Here is a 20,658-nt window from a genome sequence, read left to right as displayed (position 1 = left end):
AAATAATGAATAGCTTTAATTATAGGTTTGTCTTAAAGACAATAGGTTTTTTGCTTATCATAGAGTCCCTCTTTATGATGGTAGCGACTATTGTATCTTTCGCTTTCCATGAGACTTCCGGCGATATGATGCTAATTAGCTCGGCTATAACGTTTTTTGCAGGGATTGTCTTTCGTCTTATAGGTACTGACGATTATGAGAAACCGATAGGAAAACGCGAAAGTTTTTTAGTGGTAGCCCTCACATGGGTTATTCTTTCGGCATTCGGTATGTTGCCTTATTATCTTAGCGGTGCTATTCCCGATATCAGTAATGCATATTTCGAAACCATGTCGGGTTTTACAACTACAGGTTCTTCTATTTTATTAGATATAGAAAGTATTCCTCATGGTCTTCTTTTTTGGCGTAGTATGACCCAGTGGATTGGGGGTATCGGTATTATTGTTTTTGCATTGGCGGTATTGCCTATGCTGGGCGGTAATGCGTCGGTGCTTTATGATGCCGAGACTACGGGTATTGTTCACGAACGTTTCAGGCCCCGTGTAACACAGGTTTCTAAGCGCTTATGGATTACTTATGTGCTGATAACCGGCATTCTGATGTTATTATTATGGGCTGGACCAATGGATTTTTTCGATGCTATATGCCATGCTATGACAACAATGTCTACGGGCGGCTATTCGACCAAACAGGCGAGTATAGCTTATTGGAACTCACCATATCTTGAATATGTGATAAGTATTTTTATGTTTATCGGTGGTGTTAACTTTGCATTGATATTTTTTCTGCTCAAAGGTGTTCCTAAACGGCTACTCAAAGATGAAGAATTCAGATGGTATGGTGTAATCTGCTTGATTTTCGTTACCATTATATCTACCTGTCTTTATTTTTCAGGACAAATGCACGATTTCGAATATGCTTTCAGAACCTCTTTGTTTCAAGTAACATCTGTAATAACTACCACCGGCTTTGCTACAGTCGATTATATGGGGTGGGGTGCATTCTACTCGTTGATAATCTGTCTTTTGATGTTGTTCTGTGCTTGCGCCGGCTCAACCTCGGGAGGTATAAAGATCGTTCGTATTATTGTTCTTTGTAAGAATGCAGTGAATGAATTTAAACGTCAGGTTCATCCCAATGCTGTACTTCCCGTGCGACTGAATGGTCAGGTTGTGCCGATTGATATTGTTACCAAGATACTAGCCTTTCTTTTTCTATATCTGGCTATTCTTATTGTGAGTTTTCTTATATTGTCATTCTCTGGTATGGGTTTTGAGGAATCGGTAGGTTCGGCTATATCGTGTATGGGTAATGTCGGCCCCGGATTAGGAAGTGTCGGCCCCAGCGGTCATTTTAATGATATTCCTACTTTTTCAAAATGGTATCTGTGTTTTATTATGTTGGCAGGTCGCCTCGAACTATTTACTGTCTTATCCCTATTTATGCCTGCATTCTGGAAGAGATAAATATTTCTTTTCTTCCTCGTCTTTTAATCCTGTTTTTTGTTGAAAAAAATGTTTATTCACCATTATAGCGTGTCTAAGGATGGTTGTGCCATTTTTTTAAGATTTGTAAATATGAAAAAGGATCAATCCCTATTTATGGTTATTGTACTCACAAATATCCCCATATATAGTTATTGTGTCTTTTTAGGGTTATTGGGATCTTTGTAAAGATTTTTTAACCATTCAATTCACTAAATAAACAAATTATGTCAAAAAGGATTTGCATTATCCTTTTATTATTAGTTGCTAGTATATCATTTGTAGCAGCTCAAGTAATAAAAGGGAAAGTACTTGATGAAAACGGAGAACCTTTAGCAGCAGCAACAGTTGTTGTTAAAGAAATAAATAAAGGAACATCTACGGATAATGACGGAAGATTCAGGTTCAGAGGTCTGCCTGAAGGTCAGGTTACTGTTGTAGCCAGTTTTGTAGGATACGAAAATGAGACTAGAGAGGTCAGATTATCAGAACATTCCGATATTATTATCCAGTTCGATATGAAGCCTAACACCCAACTTCAAGAAATAGAAGTTTTTGGCGAACGTCATAAAAAACCCGAAAAGCTTGATGCTATTACACGTATGCCACTCCGTCCGAGTGAGCAGATACAAAGTATATCTATAATTTCGGAGAAGGTTATTGCAGAACAGGGAGCCTTGACTGTTACCGATGCTATTCAAAATGTACCGGGTGTGATATTATTCGGATCGTATGGAGGCGTCAAAGAAAGTTTCTCAAGCAGAGGATTCCGGGCTATTCCTGTGCTAAAGAACGGTGTGAGAACAGATTCTCAATTTCAGACAGCCTCAATCCAGACAGATATGCAAGGGGTTGAAAGTATTCAGATGATCAAGGGTTCTGCCGCTATTACACAAGGTGTTATAACTGATATAGGAAATGCAGGAGGTGTAATAAATGTAGTTACAAAAACGCCTAAATTTACAAACTCAGGAGAGGTTGCTTTGCGAGTTGGAAGTTGGGGTCAGATTCGACCAACTTTCGATGTGCAATCTGTTTTAGATGATAAGAAAACTGTTGCTTTCCGTCTCAATGGAGCTTATGAGCGTTCGGATAACTATAGGCCGATAGTATCTTTAAGCAAAGTATATATCAATCCGTCATTTGAATGGCGTCCCGATGATAAGACTGCAATAACATTGGAGATGGATTATATGAACGAAAACACAACGCCTGTTCTCGCTGCTATTAATTTGGCAGATGCGAGTACAGAAGCATTGTATGAAATTCCTCATAATAAATTTACAGGTACAGATGCTGATAATGTTAATACTAAGACATTGACTTATTCAGCACGTATGACACGTAAAATTGCTGATAAATTGAGTATAAGAGCTGCTTATTTTAATTCTTCATACAACTTTGATAATTTCAGCACATCTGTTGGCACTGCCGCAGTAAAGAATGATTATAATGTTAGAGCGAGATCATTAACAAGAAGTATTCGTGATGACAAAAATTCAACTTTCCAGTTGGACTTTGTAGGCCAGGATGTTTATACAGGTACTATCAAGCATACATTTCAAGTTGGGTTCGATTATAGAACCGCAAATGCATCTGCAATAGCTTTTTCACCTTATGCGTTGGGTAATGTGGATATTGTAAATTCTGATATTCCTAATATTGCACCACCTCAAGATTCTATAAAAAAATATGTGGTTGCGAAAGATCCGGTTCTTACAAAATATACTACTTATGGTATAATGGCACAAGAGGTTATGACAATTAATGAATACGTAAAACTGATTCTCGGAATTCGTTTCAGTTCTATATCTACCGATAATGTAGGCGGAGGAATAACTACAAGTAATGCTTGGAATCCTATGGTGGGATTGATGCTAACGCCTCTCAAAAATGTTAATGTATTCGGGTCATATACAACGAGTACCAATCTGAGGAATTCAGCCAATATATTGGAAGACAGAGTTACTTTAGCAGGTGCATCTACTACAAAACAGTGGGAAGCAGGGATTAAATCCGATTGGCTTGATAACAGGCTTCGTTTTAACTTCACCTATTTTGATATACTGACAGACAATCTGACGAATTCAGAATATGAATATAATGTAGATAAGGGTTCTCAAGTAACTACCGGCTATTATTTTAAAGCGGGAGATCTGAAACGAAATGGTGTTGAATTGGAATTGACCGGCCGTATTTTGTCTAATCTGCAAGTAATGCTGGGTTATTCATATACGAATGCCAGATACACAAACAGTCCTTCTTATCAGGAAGGCTCTGCACCTATCAATACAGCAGCACATACGGCAAATAGTTGGGTGTTCTATACCATAGATAAGTCGCCATTGAAAGGTCTTTCTATTGGGCTAGGTGCTTATTATGTAGGCAAGCGTCCTATCGATGATTATAGTTTGAAGCCGAACGGACATGAAGGTACACTTACAGGCAAACAGCCATTCGATATGCCGGCGTATACAACTGTAAATGCACAATTAGCTTACAATATAGGTAGGGTCACAGCACGTGTATTTTTCAATAATATATTTGACGAACTTGGATACAACTCGTATTATCGCGGCGGATATATCAATCAGATCGATCCTCGTAATTTTGCAGGAGTACTATCGTATCACTTCTAATCACTATTTGTTGTGATGGCAGTATCTAAATATCATTATATATTGTGATTGCCGAGACAGATATAAGTTCAGATATTTGTAAAGCATTCTTGTAGGAAATAATGATACTACAATTCTATAATTACTAAACTTTGATGATAGTTGTTCCGATGTGATTGATAACTCAAATACATCGGAACTTTTTTTAATATTAATATGAGAAAATTTTTCAGAAGATTTCATAAATGGCTGGCACTTCCTGTTGGTCTTATTATATCAATTACATGTTTGACCGGAGCAATACTCGTTTTTCAGGACGAGATATTAGAGGCATGTAATCCCCATCATTATTTTATTGAAGAGGTAAAAGGTTCACCGATTCCACTAAATGAATTAGTACCGATTGTCGATGCACAATTAAAAGACAATACAGTGTCGGATGTTAAGGTTAGTTCTGATCCGAATCGTACTTATACGATGACTTTGGCCGAAGGATTCCGGGTTGTAGCATTTGTAAACCCATATACCGGAGAGGTAGTTGGAAAATACGAACCTCGTGAGAGTTTTTTCTGGACAATAATGTCGCTACACCGTTGGTTGATGGATGGTAGCCGTACATGGGGGAAATATACTGTTGGAATATCGACAATACTACTTGCTTTTATACTTGTTAGCGGAGCAGTTTTATGGATGCCAAAGAGCAAGAATAAAGGTAAGAAAAAATGGAAAGGCAGATTTACTATCAAAACAAGATCGGGTCGTAAACGTTTGTTTTACGATTTGCACAATGTTTTGGGTATGTATGCCTGTCTGATACTTCTCGTATGTGCATTGACAGGATTGATGTGGTCTTTCGAATGGTATAGACTTGCCGTATTCACAGCATTCGGTGTCGAAGAACCCAGTGAGCGACCTCGTACGCATGGTGGAGAGAAGAAAGAAAAGCCGGCTGTAAACCCAACGCATTGGCAATCTGTATTCGAAGAGGTAAAAGTAGCTAATCCCGATTATGAATATATAAGAGTTCAGGACGGCACATCTCTCGTGCATCTCAAATCGTCAGCAGTATCTCGTGCTAATGATAAATATGACTTCGATAAAAAGACAGGGCAGATCAAGAAAGTGACTTTGTATAAAGATCAGGCAAAGACAACCCGCATATGGGGATGGGCATATAGCCTGCATGTCGGAAACTATTGGGGTGTATGGTCAAAGATTCTTACATGTCTCGCATCACTTATAGGGGCAAGCCTACCTCTTACAGGTTATTACCTATTTTATGTAAAAAGAAAAAAGCGGAAGAAAAAGAAACGCTCTAAAGACTAATCTGCCTTAAATCAAGAACTTGATCGGGAGGTATTGGATACTTCAATGTCAAGGTGGATAAGTTGTTCATGTAGTTTCCTCTTTTTCGTCTACTAATTGACCGTGTTGGTCTACTATTTTGGCTTTGCGTTGAGGTATTTCATATTTTTGTTCCGTAATATTTAGGTAAGAAAATAACAACAAACGATATGATAATAACAATTCTTTTTCCGGCTTTGGATCAAGCTGCCGTTAAGGTATTGTTTATTAGATCGCTGTCTTTTGTTAAAACATTTTTATTTATTGTTAATTCGAGTTCAGATAATTCTATAAATAGTCTTATCTTTGCATCCCAAATCAGATAAATGTTCGTTTTTTTAGAATTATCTAAATAAAATGAACATTTCGTCGTTAATAGAGGTGAAATATGACTGAGAAAGTCTTAATAAACAAACAATGAGAAATCTTTTTTTAACAACTTTACTATTACTATTGAGTGCAACTCTATCAGCACAAAATAAATACACGATTAAAGGTAAAGTTTGCGAAGCTGAAACCCAGGAATGGCTAGTAGGTGTATCGGTAGGGATAAAAGAATTACCGCAACAGGGTAGTTTTAGTAATGAGTCAGGTAACTATACCATTTCACTATCTCCTGGCGAATACACTTTGATTTTTAAGCTTTTGGGTTTCCATACACAGGAAAAGAGAGTGAAAGTAGAGAAAAATCAAACTCTGGATATCGACCTTTTATCTGAAGTTGTATCTTTAAATGAGATTGAAATTACTGCTGTAAAGAGAGATGAGAATGTAAAAAGTGTACAAATGGGAGTAGATCGTTTAGAGATCGAGACTATTAATAAGATACCTGTTCTTCTTGGGGAGCGTGATATTCTAAAAACGATTCAGCTATTACCCGGAATACAGAGTGCCGGAGAAGGAAATACGGGCTTTTATGTGCGGGGAGGAAGTGGAGATCAGAATCTGATACTACTCGACAATGCATTGGTATATAATCCTTCGCATCTTTTCGGATTCTTCTCTACATTCAATTCCGATGCAGTTGGAGATATGACTATCTATAAGGGCTCTATGCCGGTTCAATATGGTGGTCGTTTATCATCTGCACTCGATGTGAGTATGCGCGATGGTAACATGAAAGACTATACTGTTAGTGGGGGCATTGGTCTTATATCTTCGAAACTGACGGTAGAAGGGCCTTTGCAAAAAGATAAATCGTCTTTCATTGTTTCGGGTCGTCGTACTTATGCCGATGCATTAGGGAAATTGATGGGTGTATCTGCCGTAAATAGTTCTACGTTATATTTTTATGATCTTAATGCGAAATTGAGCTATATATTATCGGATAATGATAAACTGACCATATCTGCATATCATGGGAAGGATAAGTTAGGATTAAATGATATTGCCATGGTAGATTGGGGTAACTCACTTGTCAGCGGAAAATGGAATCACCGATTCAGCAACAAAGCGTCATCGATGACTTCACTCACCCTTACCAATTATGGTTACAATGTAACTGTGGATCTTACGGATAAGTTTAAAGTAGCATCGACAATAACCGATTACAATATTAATCAGGAGTTTAATTTCTACCCTAATAGTAAAAATACGATAAAGCTTGGTTTCAATAGTATATATCGTACTATTGTACCGGGTAATATAACCGCAGAAGATCCTGAGGCATTAGAAGTAACACCTTTTGCTCATCGCTATTCGTGGGAAAATTCTATTTTCGCCAGTAACAATACGAAGATAAATGATAACCTCGAAATAAGTTATGGTATACGTGTATCTACGGCCAGCACATTGGGTGGAGGGGATTTCTTCACATACGATAATTATAATAATGTTGTCGATACAATTACTTCGAGACGTGGCGAATTTGTAAAAACATATTTCAACTTCGAGCCTCGTTTTTCAATCGCTTACCAATTGGATAAAGTGTCTTCCATCAAGGCCGCTTTTACCCGTACAGCACAAAATATGCACATGCTCAAGGTTTCTAATATGGAAGCCACCCCTTCCGACAGATGGGTAACGAATACAAATCATATCAAACCCGAACTGGCTAACCAGGTATCGTTAGGATACTTCCGTAATTTTGCAAACAATACGTTTGAGTTTAGTGCAGAGGTATATTATAAGAACTTGGAGAATCAGATCGACTATAAGGACGGAACCGCAGATATTATGCGTAAAGAGAATGTTGAGCCGTATCTCCTTTTTGGAAAAGGTCGGGCTTATGGTCTGGAATTATTCCTTAAAAAGAAATACGGGCGATTCAACGGCTGGGTCGGTTACACCCTTGCTCGTAGTGAGAAAAAAATTGATGGTATAAATGATGGTGATTGGTACGTTGCCAATCAGGATCGTACACATGATATCTCGGTGGTTGGAATGTTCGATCTGACAAAGAAATGGTCTCTGTCGGGTACATTTGTTTATGCAACAGGTGCTCCAATGACATTTCCTAGTGGAAAATACGTAGTGGACGGACATGTAATTCCTTACTACGAAGGGCGTAACTTATATCGTGCTCCTGCATATCATCGTATGGACTTAGGTGCTACGTGTATCCTGAAAAATACAAAGAGACGCTATTCCGAATTGGTATTCAGTCTCTATAATGCATACGGTCGCAAGAATGCATACGCCTATGGTTTTAGACAAAGTAAAGAAGACAGTTCAAAATCGGAGACCTATATGATTTATCTCTTTAGTGTTATTCCGTCTGTTTCGTGGAACTTTAAATTTTAAAAATGAAGATGAAAAAGTATATATATATATTATTGACAGTTGTATTCACAATGTCGTTAGTTTCATGCGAGGAGATAGTAGATCTCGATCTGAGATCGGTAGATCCGCTTCTTGTGATAGATGCCACTATAAAAGAGAATGCGCCATGTGTTGTTCTTCTAAGTACAACTCAGGATTATTATAACAATAGTTCTGTGCCGACTGTGTCGGGTGGTATTATAACTCTATCGGATGATGCAGGTAATACCGAAGTGTTAATAGAGTCCATGCCCGGTGTCTATCAATCGCACGCCATGTTTGGAACTGCAAATAAAACCTACACATTAAATGTAAAGGTCGGAGACGACTCATATACCGCGACCTCGAAGCTGCTGGAAACTGTAGCGATCGATAGTCTCTATATTTACAATATTGAAGTTGGAACAGAGCATTTCTATTCACCTACTGTTATCTTCGATGATCCGGCTGACGTAAAAAACTATTATTACTATACTACATTTGTAAACGGTGCTCGTCTTAGTACTATCTACGTAGGAAACGATGAATATAAAAATGGTAGAAATACCCATGAAATACTGTTTTTTGATAAAGAAGATAATGATGATAGAGTTCTGGAAATAGGAGATACAATAAGAGTCGAAATGCGGACTATTGACACTGGGGCCTACGATTTCTATCTTACTATGATGTATTCTGTTGCTGCCGGAGGAGGTACCAATCCGATCAGTAATTTTTCGGGTGGAGTATTAGGTTGCTTTAGTGCTTATGGGCTTAGTACCAGAGAAATTATAATAGACGAGAGTAATATTTATACCAAAAAGGCAAATTAGAAACAGAAGGCATAGTATGTTTTGAGTAATAAATTCTGTATATTTGTGTTGATAACCATTAGAAACTTGTTTGTCGCATGAAATTTCTACTTATATTATTTATTGTTTTCATACTTGTGATATTTGTTTTTGGGTCTATACTCGGTCGGGTAATCCGATTTTTTAATCCGGGAAATACAAATACAAATCGTCGTCAACAAAATAAATCGAGACAGTCTAACGAGAATAACTCTGGCACTGATAATAAAAAATACTTCTCTGATAAAGAAGGGGAGTATGTAAGCTATGAAGAAGTAAAAGATGAGGAATGAATAAACCGCATAGGCTTATTCATTCTCTTCTTTAAAATTCATTTTCTCTTCTATAATATATTCGGGTCTGTTCTTCACTTCATCAAAAAGAACGCCGATGTATTCTCCAAGTACACCTATTGTCAATAGCTGTACACCACCGAAAAATATAATCAGTATAATTGTAGAAGTCCATCCTGTAATGGCTCCTGTGTATCCTAGCCAACTGCCGAGCCATACCCACAAAGCGTATGCTATCCCTATGAAGAAAGCAATGAAGCCTAAACTGACAGATACTTTTAATGGTTTTTTAGAAAAATAAAGTAAGGCTTTCTTAGCAAAAACGAGCATGTTTTTTAGTGGGTATTTTGTTTCTCCGGCAAAACGTTCGTCCCTGTCGTAATAGAATGGAATTTGTTTGAAGCCTATCCAGCAGATTAATCCCCGGATATATTTCCCTTTTTCCTTTAATTGATTAAAGGCTTTGATAGCTTTCTTATCTATAAGTCGGAAGTCGCCCGTGTCGCGTGGGAATTCCACCTCCGAAAGCTCGTTCATCGTTTTATAAAACATCTTCGCTGTAAATTTCTTGAAAAATGTTTCACCCTTACGTATCTTACGAACACAATATACAACACTGGCTTCATTTTCCAGATGGGCTTTCACTAACTCCGGAATTAGTTCGGGAGGGTCTTGCAAGTCGGAGTCGATTATAACCGCCATATCGCTCTCGCAATTATTCAAGCCGGCTGTTACCGCCGGTTGGTGACCGAAGTTACGAGAGAAGTGAATCACCTGTGCATGATCATCTTGTGCCGCTATACAATTGAGTATATACTTTGTTTTATCTTTACTGCCATCGTTGATGAAGATGATATAAGCATCTATGTTTTCATTTCTCAGCGAATCTAAAACCTTTTTTGTGCGGTTATAGAATTCCTGAATAACGGCTTCCTCGTTGTAGCACGGAACAATGACAGAAAGGGTTTGCATATACTTGAATTTTTAGAATGAGTTTTATTTCTTATGATTGAATAACCAAGGGAATAAGTTTTTTTCAGCGAAAGCATTTTCCCAGCTATTGTGGTTTACGCCCGGATATTCAGTGTATTTCACATCGCAGCCAGCCTGTTGTAAGGCATGATGCATTACCTGCGAATTGCTTACAGGTACAACACCGTCGCTGTCGCCATGAAATATCCATACAGAAGTGTTTTTCGCATAAGTTGAAACCTTTCCCGTGTCGCCTCCTCCACAGATAGGAAATGCCGCAGCGAACGTATTAGGCATACGCCATAGCAATTCGAATGTACCCATACCACCCATCGATAAGCCGCCTACATATACTTGCTTGGTGTCGATAAGTCCCGACGAAAGCCAGTCGTTAACCAGAGCAATAAGTGCGTTCATTGGAGGCGTGGCTATATCTGATTCGCCAAATGTAAATGTTATTTTATTATTTATGCCGTTTATTTTTACGTTCGACCAATAAGAATCGTCGGGGCATTGCGGAGCAATTACAATTGCAGGGCATTGTTGTTGTGCCTGCAAAAGGAAATCCTTTCCGTGTGTCAGCTGCTTCTCATTATCATTCCCTCGTTCACCTGCACCATGAAGGAATACAAGCAGCGGATATTGTTTCGAGTCGTCAAAGCCTTCAGGATATAATACCTGATAGGGCAAGGAAATACCGTTTACCTGAAACCGTACTTTCTGAAACTGTGCAAATGCAATAGACGAGCAAAGAAGAAGCACAATAAATAAAAATCTACTTTTCATAGCTATTGATTTATTATAAAAGACCTAATTCGTAAATAGAATCGGTAGTGTATGTACTATCAGGTGAATATATAATCCAATCTGTCAAAAGTTCTATCGGATAGGTTTTTACATCCCCCTCATTCAGATTAGATATCCAGTAAGGCTGATTGAGTAATTTACCTTCTATCTGATTGTTGCTGATAGAAAGAGTATCGAACCATAGGTGTTCTTTCTCACTTGCACCTTCATCGGGATTATCTACATCCAGTCCCAGTTTTACGAGAAAAGTCCATTTTTGCTCATTTTCTTTTTCCTTCTTCGATCCTAGTATATTTTTGAGGAAAGACTTACTTTCGGGTTTCGGGCTTTCTTTTTCGAATACTTGCTTAAACATCGAAAATCGCTCTTTTGCTAAATCGCTCATACGATTCGTCTCTTCGGTCGTGATATAGTATATCGGATTCTCAGCCAATGTCGAAGCGTATATTTCGGGCGAAACCATATTACCGTCTTCTACGGCAAATAAGATTCCCGATGGTTCGGCATGTACATTATCTCCTTCTTCGCTTTCTCTATCACCTTTTCCGCCCAATACGAGTTGAGGGAAATCCTTTAAAGCTTCTTCCCAGCGTAGCCAGCAAAGGTTGATGCCCATGCCATCGTAGCCGATCACAAATCGTTCTTTCTCCCGCGCAGCATTCGTTAAGAATTTTTTGACGGTCATATTTATCAACGTATGCATTTGCTCTGCACCTTGTGTAATATTTAGCATCTCTAGTTCTACTGTGCCGCAGCGATGCAGGCCATGTGTATGAAACCAATATCTGCGTGTTCCGTTTTCTTCATCGTTATATATGCAGTGCAGCGTATACAGATAGTCGGGCGATGGAGGGGTGGGAGATTTGGCTGTCATACCGAGCCATTGTGCCGAAAGCAGGCGATACGACATGAAGTCGATAGCCAAGCTGGCATCGGGTACAATTGCATTCATTATTTTCAACTGGAGGTGGAAGGCTGTCAGTGGGTCTTCTCCAAAATACATCGATGTCTCCAGATAATATTCTTGTTTTTGAGCAATATCTAATGATTTTTCATCTATCTGATTTCCAAATCCATAGTTTGCCAGATCTATGTTGTTTGTTTCACAGACATAAAGATCCATATTATAAACTTCGTCCAGATACTCGATCTCGGCACTGAAAGTCAGAATCGCAAAATCGTTATCTTCTTCTTTTGTAAATGCATTCAGTTTGAAATCCTTACTGCTGGCAAGAGATTTTTCTATTTGATTCGTGTCGAACTTAAAATTTGTGTCGCTTGGTATAATACCCATTGTAGAAGGCAGACCTGTTTCTCCGTCTGCCAATAAATCATATTTTTCTTTATTGTCCATATTGCATTGTTTGGGTGTGTATTCAAAGCAAATTTAGTAAAAAAAACGACAGCATTATTTATATTGTAAATTGAACTTGTTATAATGTATTAGCCCGCTTGTTGCAGTCAATTTTTTTCTTTACATTTGCTTTAATAAAAATACAAAAGTATAAATACTAAATAGAAGGAAGAATATGAGATTTGTGGTATCTAGCACGGCTTTATTAAGCCATTTGCAAGCGATAAGTAAGGTGATCAATTCAAAAAATACATTGCCTATCTTGGACTGTTTCTTATTAGACCTTAACGGTTCTACTCTTTCACTTACTGCTGCCGATTCGGAAACGCGTCTGGTTACTTCTCTCGAAGTGAACGAGGCAGAAGGTAGTGGCAAATTTGCTGTTAATGCAAAGAATTTGCTTGATCCACTAAAGGAGCTTCCTGAGCAACCATTGACTTTCGAAATAAATAGCGATAATCTGGAAACATTTATTTATTTCCACAACGGAAAATATAATTTTATCGGTCAGAGTGGCGACGATTATCCACAACCTAAAGAATTGAAAGATTCGGCTGTTAGCCTGACTCTCGATCCTCAGGTATTGTTTTCGGGTATCAATCGTACATTGTTTGCAAGTGCAGATGATGAACTTCGCCCTGTAATGAATGGTGTTTATTTTGATATAACAGCAGACGATCTGACTTTTGTCGCATCGGATGGTCATAAACTTGTGCGTTGCAAAACTCTTGCAGCTAAAGGAGAGGAAAGAGCATCGTTTATTCTTCCTAAAAAACCGGCTAACTTGCTACGTTCTATTCTTCCTAAAGAATCGGAAACAGTTGAGATAAAATTCGATGAGAATAACGCTTATATAAAAATGTCGAGCTATACAATGACTTGTCGCTTTATAGAAGGACGTTATCCGAATTATAACTCGGTGATCCCTCAAAATAATACAAACAAAGTTATACTTGATCGTTTAGCATTTCTGAATGCATTGAAACGTGTATCGGTATTTTCTAATCAGGCGAGCAACCTTATCAGATTGCAGTTGTCGGACAAAAGTATCGTTGTGTCGGCTCAGGATATCGACTTTTCTACTGCTGCGGAAGAAACTATTCCGTGCGATTATACCGGTTCTCCTATGAATATCGGATTCAAATCGAGTTTCCTTATAGATATACTAAATAATATCCCTTCTACAGAGGTGTCGTTAGAGCTATCAGATCCATCTCGTGCAGGACTTATTATCCCTACCGAAAACGAGGAGAACGAAGATTTATTGATGTTGTTGATGCCGATGATGCTTAACGATTAATTGAACAGAAAATAATAATTATATCATAGAAACTTTATCAGTCTTCCTCATAAATAGAAGAGTGATAAAGTTTTTTCTTAAAATACCATTTTATGGAATTGAATTTAAAGAACCCATTGATTTTTTTTGATTTAGAAACAACCGGTACTGATACTGTTCACGATAGGATAGTTGAAATATCATATCTGAAGGCTTTTCCAAATGGAAAAGAGGAGGTGAGAACAAAACGGCTGAATCCCGAAATGCCTATTCCTCCCGGAGCAACTGCCATTCATGGTATCTCTGACGAGGATGTAAAAGATTGCCCTACATTTCGTCAGATAGCAAAATCATTGGCCGATCAGATGGAAGGCTGTGATCTGGCAGGCTTCAATTCGAGTCGTTTCGATATTCCGCTTCTTGCAGAAGAGTTTCTTCGTGCAGGTGTTGATATTGATTTCAGTAAGAGAAAAATGATCGATGTGCAGATTATTTTCCATAAAAAAGAACAACGTACCCTTGAGGCTGCATACAAATTCTATTGCAACAAGACGTTAGTCGATGCCCACTCGGCAGAAGCCGATACGCTTGCTACGTTCGAAGTACTGAAAGCGCAGTTAGATAGATACCCCGATCTGGAAAACGATATGGAAAAACTGGCTGCCGAATATTCTTTTTTCAATAACAATGTTGATCTCGCAGGTCGTATTATTAAAGATGAGAATGGAATCGAAATATTTAATTTCGGAAAACATAAGGGTAAACCTGTGGCGCAGGTCTTAAAATCAGAACCTAGCTTCTATGCATGGATGATGGATGCCGATTTCCCTTTGAATACAAAGCAAGCTCTTACAAAGATCAGATTAAGAGAGATGAACAAGTAATTGCTACATCTATTACATAATACAAAAATAGGCATGAAGAAATTCATGCCTATTTTGTTTGTCCTATTTTAATATCTTTACAATACATCTATACACCGCTCCAACTGTATACCTCTCGATCCTTTGATCAATATATAACTGTCTTTGATTGGATTCTGTACGATGTAACTTCTTAGTTCTTCCAAATCCTTGTATCGTGGGTGGTTTGTTTTTACTCGGTTGAAGTATTCGCCTACCAGAAAAACTTTCTCAAAGTCACGTTTGGCAATATAATCAGCGATCTTCTGATGCTCCATATCAGTATCGGGTCCCAGTTCCTTCATGTCTCCTAAGATAAGTATCTTATGATTTACTTTCATGTGATTGAAGTTCTCGAGAGCAGCATGCATACTTGTCGGATTGGCATTGTAGGCATCGATGATAAGCATATTCTTATCAGTCTCTTTTAGTTGCGAGCGATTATTAGTCGGTTCATATTCCTCGATCGCCTTGCATATCAATTCGGTTTTTACACCGAAATACTTACCCACTGTAATGGCTGCTAACGTATTCGACAGATTATATTCACCGATCAATTTTGTCTTAACCTCATTTTGAGTACTGGCAAATTTCCACTCGAAGTGAAGGTACGGATTGATCGATAGTACCTTGCCCGAAATAAATAAATCATCTTCGAGTCCGTAAGATATAGTGGTTATCCCATCAGCCATTTGCTTCAGCAGAGAATTGTCATTGTCGATAAATATTTTCCCTTCTTTCGCATTTCTCACACTATCGTACAATTCGCCTTTTGTTTTCACTATATTCTCGAACGAACCGAAGCCTTCTATATGTGCATGACCAAGATTGGTGATCAGCCCGTAGTTGGGTTCAGCTATGTCGGCAAGAATCTTGATTTCGCCCACATGATTAGCCCCCATTTCTATAATGGCTATCTCGTGTTCTTTCTTTATGCGCAACAAGGTTAATGGAACGCCTATATGATTGTTGAAATTGCCCTGTGTGGCAATCACATTATACTCTGTTGCCAATACCGACATCATCAACTCTTTGGTAGTCGTTTTACCATTGGTTCCGGTGATACCTATAATTGGAATTTTTAGTTTCTTGCGATGATAGTTGGCCAGTTGCTGTAATGTTTTCAGACAGTCTTCTACCAATATAATATTGGGGGCAGTAGCATATTTTGCTTCGTCTACAATTGCGTAGCTGCATCCCGATTCGATTGCTTTTGAGGCGTATTCGTTACCATTGAAATTTGCTCCTTTAAGGGCAAAGAATAAAGAATCTTTCGTGCAATTCCTGGTATCAGTAGTAACTAAAGGATATTTTTTATAAATATCGTACAGTTGAGGTATCTCCATAATATTAAAAATACGCTAATAAATTATTTCTTTTATAAAACGCTTTTATTCATATATTGTTTTACTCTTATATGAAATTCTAGGTAAATTTAAGTTAGTACGAATGTAAGGTTAAAAAGTGATATTTAACACTCTTCTTAATTGCTTTTTAGAATTATTATCAATCGTTCATATACCATAAACATGGTATGAAAATACCTCATAATGGTGATTTCAAAGTTGATAAATATCATTTAACTTTGTCTCATTGAAAATTAAAATTTATAACACCGATGAGTAAAATAGCAAAAAAATTAACAGATTTAATTGGTAACACTCCATTATTAGAGCTGACCAATTACAATAAGAAACACAGTCCTGATGCACATGTAATAGCCAAGTTAGAATACTTCAACCCTGCATCGAGTGTAAAAGACCGTATTGCAAATGCAATGATAGAAGACGCAGAGGCTGCGGGCGTACTCAAACCCGACAGCGAACTGATCGAACCTACAAGTGGTAACACAGGTATCGGTCTGGCATTTGTAGCTGCGGCTAAAGGCTATAAGCTGACTCTGACAATGCCCGAAACGATGAGTATCGAGCGTCGTAACTTGCTTAAAGCATTAGGTGCTAATATCGTATTGACACCCGGACCCGATGGTATGAAAGGTGCAATAGCAAAAGCGGAAGAATTGCAACAGGCAAATCCGAAAGCTGTTCTTCTCCAACAATTCTCCAACCCTTCTAATCCTGCTGTTCATAAAAGAACAACTGCTGAAGAGATATGGCGCGATACAGATGGTAAGGTAGATATTTTTGTATCAGGAGTAGGTACAGGTGGTACCGTTAGCGGAGTGGGAGAGGTATTGAAAAAATACAATCCTAATGTACAGATCATAGCTGTAGAACCTACCGACTCGCCCGTGTTGTCGGGAGGAAAACCGGGTCCTCATAAAATACAAGGTATTGGTGCGGGATTCATTCCTAAAACCTACAATGCCGAAGTAGTAGATCAGGTGATACAGGTAAGCAACGATGACGCTATTCGCACCAGCCGCGAATTGGCTCGCCAAGAAGGTCTGCTTGTAGGTATATCGTCGGGAGCTGCTACATATGTTGCAACCCAACTGGCTAAGAAACCCGAAAATAAAGGAAAGAACATTGTCGTTATACTACCCGATACGGGAGAACGTTATCTGTCGACAGTGCTTTATGCCTTCGAAGAATATCCACTGTAAGTTACAGTGTTATTTAGTTAGTCTATTTAAATTCCGGAAGAGTAATCGCACTAACAGTCGGTTACTCTTTATTATAAAATATAAAAATACAGAATCATGAGCAACTATAAATTTGAGACATTACAGGTACATGCCGGACAAGAGAAAGAACCAAATACCCGTTCGCGTGCAGTGCCCATTTACCAGACAAGTTCGTATACATTCGACGATGCACAGTATGGAGCCGATCTTTTCGCATTGAAAAAATTCGGTAATATCTATACCCGCTTAATGAACCCTACGACCGATGTATTCGAAAAGCGTATTGCTGCACTCGAAGGTGGAGCATCTGCTTTGGCTACTTCGTCGGGACAATCGGCTCAATTTATAGCACTTAACAATATTCTGTCAGCCGGAGATAATTTTGTTTCTACAATACATCTCTATGGCGGAACATTCAATCAATTCAAGAACCAGTTCAAACGTCTGGGAGTTGAGGCTCGTTTCACGTCAAATGATGAACCTGCATCGTTCGAGAAACTGATTGATGATAAGACAAAAGCGATCTATCTTGAAACAATCGGCAATCCCGATCTGAATATTCCCGATTTTGAAGCTATTGCTGCTGTTGCAGACAAACATAATATACCGCTTATTGTAGATAATACATTCGGAGCAGGAGGTTATCTTTTCCGTCCGTTGGAGCATGGAGCAAGCGTTGTAGTAGAAAGTGCAACCAAATGGATTGGCGGTCATGGTACATCATTAGGCGGTGTGATTATCGATAGCGGTAAATTCAATTGGGGTAATGGTAAATTTCCTGAGTTTACAAACCCGTCCGAAAGTTATCACGGTCTTGTGTTCTGGGATGTATTTGGTACGGATGGTCCTTTCGGTAATATCGCATTTACGCTTCGTGCCCGTGTAGAAGGTCTTCGTGACTGGGGTAATACGATTAGTCCTTTCAACTCGTTCCTGTTGTTGCAAGGGCTCGAAACACTATCGCTACGTATGGAGCGCCATGTGGAGAATGCGCTTAAGCTCGCTCAATGGTTGGAGAAACATCCTAAAGTAGAATATGTAAACTATCCCGGATTGGAAAGCAGTGCATATCATACTCTAGCTAAGAAGTACCTCAAAAAAGGCTTTGGCGGAGTTATCTCATTCAAAGTGAAAGGTGCAGGAGCAAATGCCGATACAGTAATCAACAACTTGGAACTGATAAGCCATCTGGCAAATGTGGGTGATGCAAAATCGTTGATCATACATCCTGCATCTACAACTCACGATCAATTGTCGGAAGAAGAAAAAATATCGACAGGTGCTATACCGGGTCTACTGCGTATTTCTGTCGGAATCGAAAGTATCGAAGATATTAAAGCAGATTTAGAAAAAGCACTGGCAAAAATATAATAACCTGATGGCTGAAGTCAATATCGAATTATATAAACCAATATATAAGCAAGATTTTATTCGGCTGAATACCGAATGGATAACGACTTACTTCGTATTAGAAGAATCCGATCTTAAGACATTAGAGAATGTTGAGGATATTATAACAAATGGTGGTCAGATTTTTCTGGCATTGCTCGATGGCGAAGTGGTTGGTTGTTGTGCATTGATAAAGCATGCGCATAATGATAGTTACGAATTAGCCAAAATGGCTGTAAGTCCTACCGTGCAAGGTTTGGGTTTTGGACGAAGGTTAGGCGAGTATCTGATAAACTATGCAAAGGAGCGTAATATAGATCATCTCTTTCTCGAAGGGAATACAAAGATGGAAGCATCTATCATTCTCTATCGGAAATTAGGATTTAAAGAAGTGCCCATAACAGATTCGAGTTATGATCGGTGCAATATAATGATGGTGTTTAGTGTATAGGATAAGAAGGGGGTTAGTAATAGCCCCTTTCTTATTTTTATATAGCATTTTCTGCCAGAGTGCGTAAAGTGCGTAAGATGCGTAAAGAACTGTACATGTTTACGCATTTACGCACCTATCCTCTCTGGACTATGTTTTTATACGATTTATATCCTTTTATAAAATAGGAGACTAATGGATACTGCTACACTTACGCTGTCACCCTATGCCCATTATACTTATACCCTGTCATCCTGCTCTGCTTATACCCTGTCATCCCGATACGCAGTGAGGGATCTGCTCTCTTATAATACAATATATATAATAGATTCCTCACTATGTTTCGGAATGACAGAGAGGATAAAAGTAGTGCTTATCTACTGCGTAAAGTGCGTAAAGTGCGTAAATACGCAAACATGCAAACATGCACGGTTTTTACGCACCTACCCTCTCTGTAACTTTATATATCCTCTTTGCATTTCTTCTCTTAGGGAGGCTAGTAGAGGTTGTTATCTTTTACGTTGTCATCCTACTCTGCTTATACCCTGTCATCCCGATACGTAGTGAGGGATCTTCTCTCTTATAATACAATGTATATAATAGATTCCTCACTACGTATCGGAATGACAGAGAGGGTAAAAGTAGTGCTTATCTACTGCGTAAAGTGCGTAAACATATAACATCTTTACGCATTTACGCACTTGATCTCCCTGTTATGCTGACGAAAAGAAGCATCTCCTATCTAAGTTGTTTAGGATGATAATGCGGCTATCTCACTATGCCTTGTGAGAGCAAAGAATATTATTGTAAGAGCAACAGAATATGTAGATATACAGCCTTGTTGAAATAGCTAATTATTAATCTTTCAAGTAAAGTATTATATTTACTTTTTGAAAAGATAAAAATGCAAATACATGCACAATTATTATGTTTACATAATTACAAATAAGAGTAAAACCGTTCTCTATATAGGTGTCACAAATGATCTCGCCAGACGACTATACGAACACCAAGAAGATTCTTGTAATGGGAAAAGACATTTCACAGGCAGGTATAATATATGTTATCTTATATATTGGGAATATTTTGAAAATATAGCACAGGCTATCGACAGAGAAAAGGAACTGAAAGGATGGCGTCGAGAGAAAAAAGAAAAGCTTATCCATGGTTTCAATCCTGATTGGAATTTTTTGAATGAAGAGATCAGCGAGTAAGAAAGACTGTTATTCTTATATTCTGTCATCCCGATACGTAGTGAGGGATCTGTTGTCACTATCATAATATAGTGTTCATAATTAGATTCCTCACTGCGTATCGGAATGACAGAGAGGATATATTATTAACTATACCTACTGCGTAAAGTGCGTAAATGCGTAAACATGCACAGTTCTTTACGCACCTTACGCATTTGCATACATACTCTCTTTGCATTCTTGTTCTTGGGGTAGTAGGGGTGCTTCTTTCTCTGTTATTCTTATACCCTGAATTCTATGATTAATTCCTATTAATATTGTTAAAAGTTATCGCATTTTTCCTTTTTCAACTACCCGTTTTTTAGGGGGGCAGATTGAAAAAGGGAAAATAGCTTACTTAAGCTGTTTTCTTGTAA

16 protein-coding genes are annotated in these 20,658 nt (G+C 38.3%); 12 read left to right on the top strand and 4 right to left on the bottom strand.

What is annotated here, in order from left to right:
* Positions 1 to 5 precede the first annotated feature (5 nt).
* The 6 genes from G7Y56_RS13445 to G7Y56_RS13420 all read left to right on the top strand — a co-directional run bounded on the left by G7Y56_RS13445 (position 6) and on the right by G7Y56_RS13420 (position 9,329).
* On the top strand, positions 6 to 1,466 hold the full coding sequence (locus G7Y56_RS13445) for a TrkH family potassium uptake protein (RefSeq protein WP_165044224.1): 1,461 nt from the start codon (positions 6 to 8) through the stop codon (positions 1,464 to 1,466).
* A 245-nt stretch (positions 1,467 to 1,711) separates the two neighbouring features.
* Entirely contained in the window at positions 1,712 to 4,123 is a 2,412-nt protein-coding gene (locus tag G7Y56_RS13440) for a TonB-dependent receptor (protein ID WP_165044222.1), read from the top strand.
* Positions 4,124 to 4,318: 195 nt separating this feature from the next.
* On the top strand, positions 4,319 to 5,428 hold the full coding sequence (locus G7Y56_RS13435) for a PepSY domain-containing protein (protein ID WP_165044220.1): 1,110 nt from the start codon (positions 4,319 to 4,321) through the stop codon (positions 5,426 to 5,428).
* 435 nt (positions 5,429 to 5,863) lie between these two features.
* A complete protein-coding gene (locus G7Y56_RS13430) occupies positions 5,864 to 8,188 on the top strand; it encodes a TonB-dependent receptor (protein WP_165044218.1) in 2,325 nt (774 codons plus the stop codon).
* Positions 8,189 to 8,196: 8 nt separating this feature from the next.
* A complete protein-coding gene (locus tag G7Y56_RS13425) occupies positions 8,197 to 9,018 on the top strand; it encodes a DUF4249 domain-containing protein (protein WP_165044216.1) in 822 nt (273 codons plus the stop codon).
* Positions 9,019 to 9,095: 77 nt separating this feature from the next.
* Positions 9,096 to 9,329, top strand: a complete 234-nt coding sequence (locus G7Y56_RS13420; RefSeq protein WP_165020940.1) for a DUF4834 family protein — start codon at positions 9,096 to 9,098, stop codon at positions 9,327 to 9,329.
* Positions 9,330 to 9,344: 15 nt separating this feature from the next.
* Here the strand turns inward: G7Y56_RS13420 and G7Y56_RS13415 are convergent, their stop codons facing one another.
* The 3 genes from G7Y56_RS13415 to G7Y56_RS13405 are packed head-to-tail and all read right to left on the bottom strand — an operon-like array spanning position 9,345 to position 12,462.
* Positions 9,345 to 10,301, bottom strand: a complete 957-nt coding sequence (locus G7Y56_RS13415) for a glycosyltransferase (RefSeq protein WP_165044214.1) — start codon at positions 10,299 to 10,301, stop codon at positions 9,345 to 9,347.
* 24 nt (positions 10,302 to 10,325) lie between these two features.
* Positions 10,326 to 11,087, bottom strand: a complete 762-nt coding sequence (locus tag G7Y56_RS13410; protein WP_165044212.1) for a dienelactone hydrolase family protein — start codon at positions 11,085 to 11,087, stop codon at positions 10,326 to 10,328.
* A 13-nt stretch (positions 11,088 to 11,100) separates the two neighbouring features.
* Entirely contained in the window at positions 11,101 to 12,462 is a 1,362-nt protein-coding gene (locus G7Y56_RS13405) for a DUF4026 domain-containing protein (RefSeq protein WP_165044210.1), read from the bottom strand.
* 175 nt (positions 12,463 to 12,637) lie between these two features.
* On the opposite strand from G7Y56_RS13405, the gene dnaN reads away from it, so the two are divergent.
* The gene (dnaN, locus tag G7Y56_RS13400) at positions 12,638 to 13,762 is read left to right on the top strand and encodes a DNA polymerase III subunit beta (protein ID WP_165044208.1); all 1,125 of its coding nucleotides are present in this window, start codon (positions 12,638 to 12,640) and stop codon (positions 13,760 to 13,762) included.
* Between the two features lie 92 nt (positions 13,763 to 13,854).
* The gene (locus G7Y56_RS13395; RefSeq protein WP_165020934.1) at positions 13,855 to 14,625 is read left to right on the top strand and encodes a 3'-5' exonuclease; all 771 of its coding nucleotides are present in this window, start codon (positions 13,855 to 13,857) and stop codon (positions 14,623 to 14,625) included.
* Between the two features lie 77 nt (positions 14,626 to 14,702).
* On the opposite strand, the gene murF is transcribed toward G7Y56_RS13395, so the two are convergent.
* Positions 14,703 to 15,989 carry a UDP-N-acetylmuramoyl-tripeptide--D-alanyl-D-alanine ligase gene (gene murF, locus G7Y56_RS13390; RefSeq protein WP_165044206.1) on the bottom strand — a complete coding sequence of 429 codons (1,287 nt, stop codon included), beginning with the start codon at positions 15,987 to 15,989 and terminating at the stop codon, positions 14,703 to 14,705.
* A 272-nt stretch (positions 15,990 to 16,261) separates the two neighbouring features.
* Between murF and cysK the strand changes: the two genes are divergently transcribed.
* The 4 genes from cysK (at position 16,262) to G7Y56_RS13370 (ending at position 20,263) form a co-directional block, all read left to right on the top strand.
* Positions 16,262 to 17,209 (top strand): cysteine synthase A, encoded by a 948-nt coding sequence (cysK, locus tag G7Y56_RS13385; RefSeq protein WP_165020931.1) that lies wholly within the window; start codon positions 16,262 to 16,264, stop codon positions 17,207 to 17,209.
* A gap of 96 nt (positions 17,210 to 17,305) precedes the next feature.
* Positions 17,306 to 18,601, top strand: coding sequence for an O-acetylhomoserine aminocarboxypropyltransferase/cysteine synthase family protein (locus G7Y56_RS13380; RefSeq protein ID WP_165044204.1), 1,296 nt, complete (start codon positions 17,306 to 17,308; stop codon positions 18,599 to 18,601).
* Between the two features lie 7 nt (positions 18,602 to 18,608).
* The gene (locus tag G7Y56_RS13375) at positions 18,609 to 19,070 is read left to right on the top strand and encodes a GNAT family N-acetyltransferase (RefSeq protein ID WP_165044202.1); all 462 of its coding nucleotides are present in this window, start codon (positions 18,609 to 18,611) and stop codon (positions 19,068 to 19,070) included.
* Positions 19,071 to 19,963: 893 nt separating this feature from the next.
* Complete coding sequence (locus G7Y56_RS13370; protein WP_165044200.1) at positions 19,964 to 20,263, top strand: GIY-YIG nuclease family protein; 300 nt, start codon at positions 19,964 to 19,966, stop codon at positions 20,261 to 20,263.
* The last annotated feature ends 395 nt before the right edge of the window (positions 20,264 to 20,658 follow it).

The organism is Dysgonomonas sp. ZJ709 (assembly GCF_011039195.1).
Classification (GTDB): domain Bacteria; phylum Bacteroidota; class Bacteroidia; order Bacteroidales; family Dysgonomonadaceae; genus Dysgonomonas.
The sequence above is the reverse complement of the archived record's forward strand: the minus strand, read 5'-3'. Positions and strand labels throughout refer to the sequence as shown.

What these genes read in the sequence shown, in the direction of transcription:
- G7Y56_RS13445 (WP_165044224.1), top strand. Translation starts at nt 6, where the DNA reads ATGAATAGCTTTAATTATAGGTTTGTCTTAAAGACAATAGGTTTTTTG.
- G7Y56_RS13440 (WP_165044222.1), top strand. Translation starts at nt 1,712, where the DNA reads ATGTCAAAAAGGATTTGCATTATCCTTTTATTATTAGTTGCTAGTATA.
- G7Y56_RS13435 (WP_165044220.1), top strand. Translation starts at nt 4,319, where the DNA reads ATGAGAAAATTTTTCAGAAGATTTCATAAATGGCTGGCACTTCCTGTT.
- G7Y56_RS13430 (WP_165044218.1), top strand. Translation starts at nt 5,864, where the DNA reads ATGAGAAATCTTTTTTTAACAACTTTACTATTACTATTGAGTGCAACT.
- G7Y56_RS13425 (WP_165044216.1), top strand. Translation starts at nt 8,197, where the DNA reads ATGAAAAAGTATATATATATATTATTGACAGTTGTATTCACAATGTCG.
- G7Y56_RS13420 (WP_165020940.1), top strand. Translation starts at nt 9,096, where the DNA reads ATGAAATTTCTACTTATATTATTTATTGTTTTCATACTTGTGATATTT.
- G7Y56_RS13415 (WP_165044214.1), bottom strand. Translation starts at nt 10,301, where the DNA reads ATGCAAACCCTTTCTGTCATTGTTCCGTGCTACAACGAGGAAGCCGTT.
- G7Y56_RS13410 (WP_165044212.1), bottom strand. Translation starts at nt 11,087, where the DNA reads ATGAAAAGTAGATTTTTATTTATTGTGCTTCTTCTTTGCTCGTCTATT.
- G7Y56_RS13405 (WP_165044210.1), bottom strand. Translation starts at nt 12,462, where the DNA reads ATGGACAATAAAGAAAAATATGATTTATTGGCAGACGGAGAAACAGGT.
- dnaN (WP_165044208.1), top strand. Translation starts at nt 12,638, where the DNA reads ATGAGATTTGTGGTATCTAGCACGGCTTTATTAAGCCATTTGCAAGCG.
- G7Y56_RS13395 (WP_165020934.1), top strand. Translation starts at nt 13,855, where the DNA reads ATGGAATTGAATTTAAAGAACCCATTGATTTTTTTTGATTTAGAAACA.
- murF (WP_165044206.1), bottom strand. Translation starts at nt 15,989, where the DNA reads ATGGAGATACCTCAACTGTACGATATTTATAAAAAATATCCTTTAGTT.
- cysK (WP_165020931.1), top strand. Translation starts at nt 16,262, where the DNA reads ATGAGTAAAATAGCAAAAAAATTAACAGATTTAATTGGTAACACTCCA.
- G7Y56_RS13380 (WP_165044204.1), top strand. Translation starts at nt 17,306, where the DNA reads ATGAGCAACTATAAATTTGAGACATTACAGGTACATGCCGGACAAGAG.
- G7Y56_RS13375 (WP_165044202.1), top strand. Translation starts at nt 18,609, where the DNA reads ATGGCTGAAGTCAATATCGAATTATATAAACCAATATATAAGCAAGAT.
- G7Y56_RS13370 (WP_165044200.1), top strand. Translation starts at nt 19,964, where the DNA reads ATGCACAATTATTATGTTTACATAATTACAAATAAGAGTAAAACCGTT.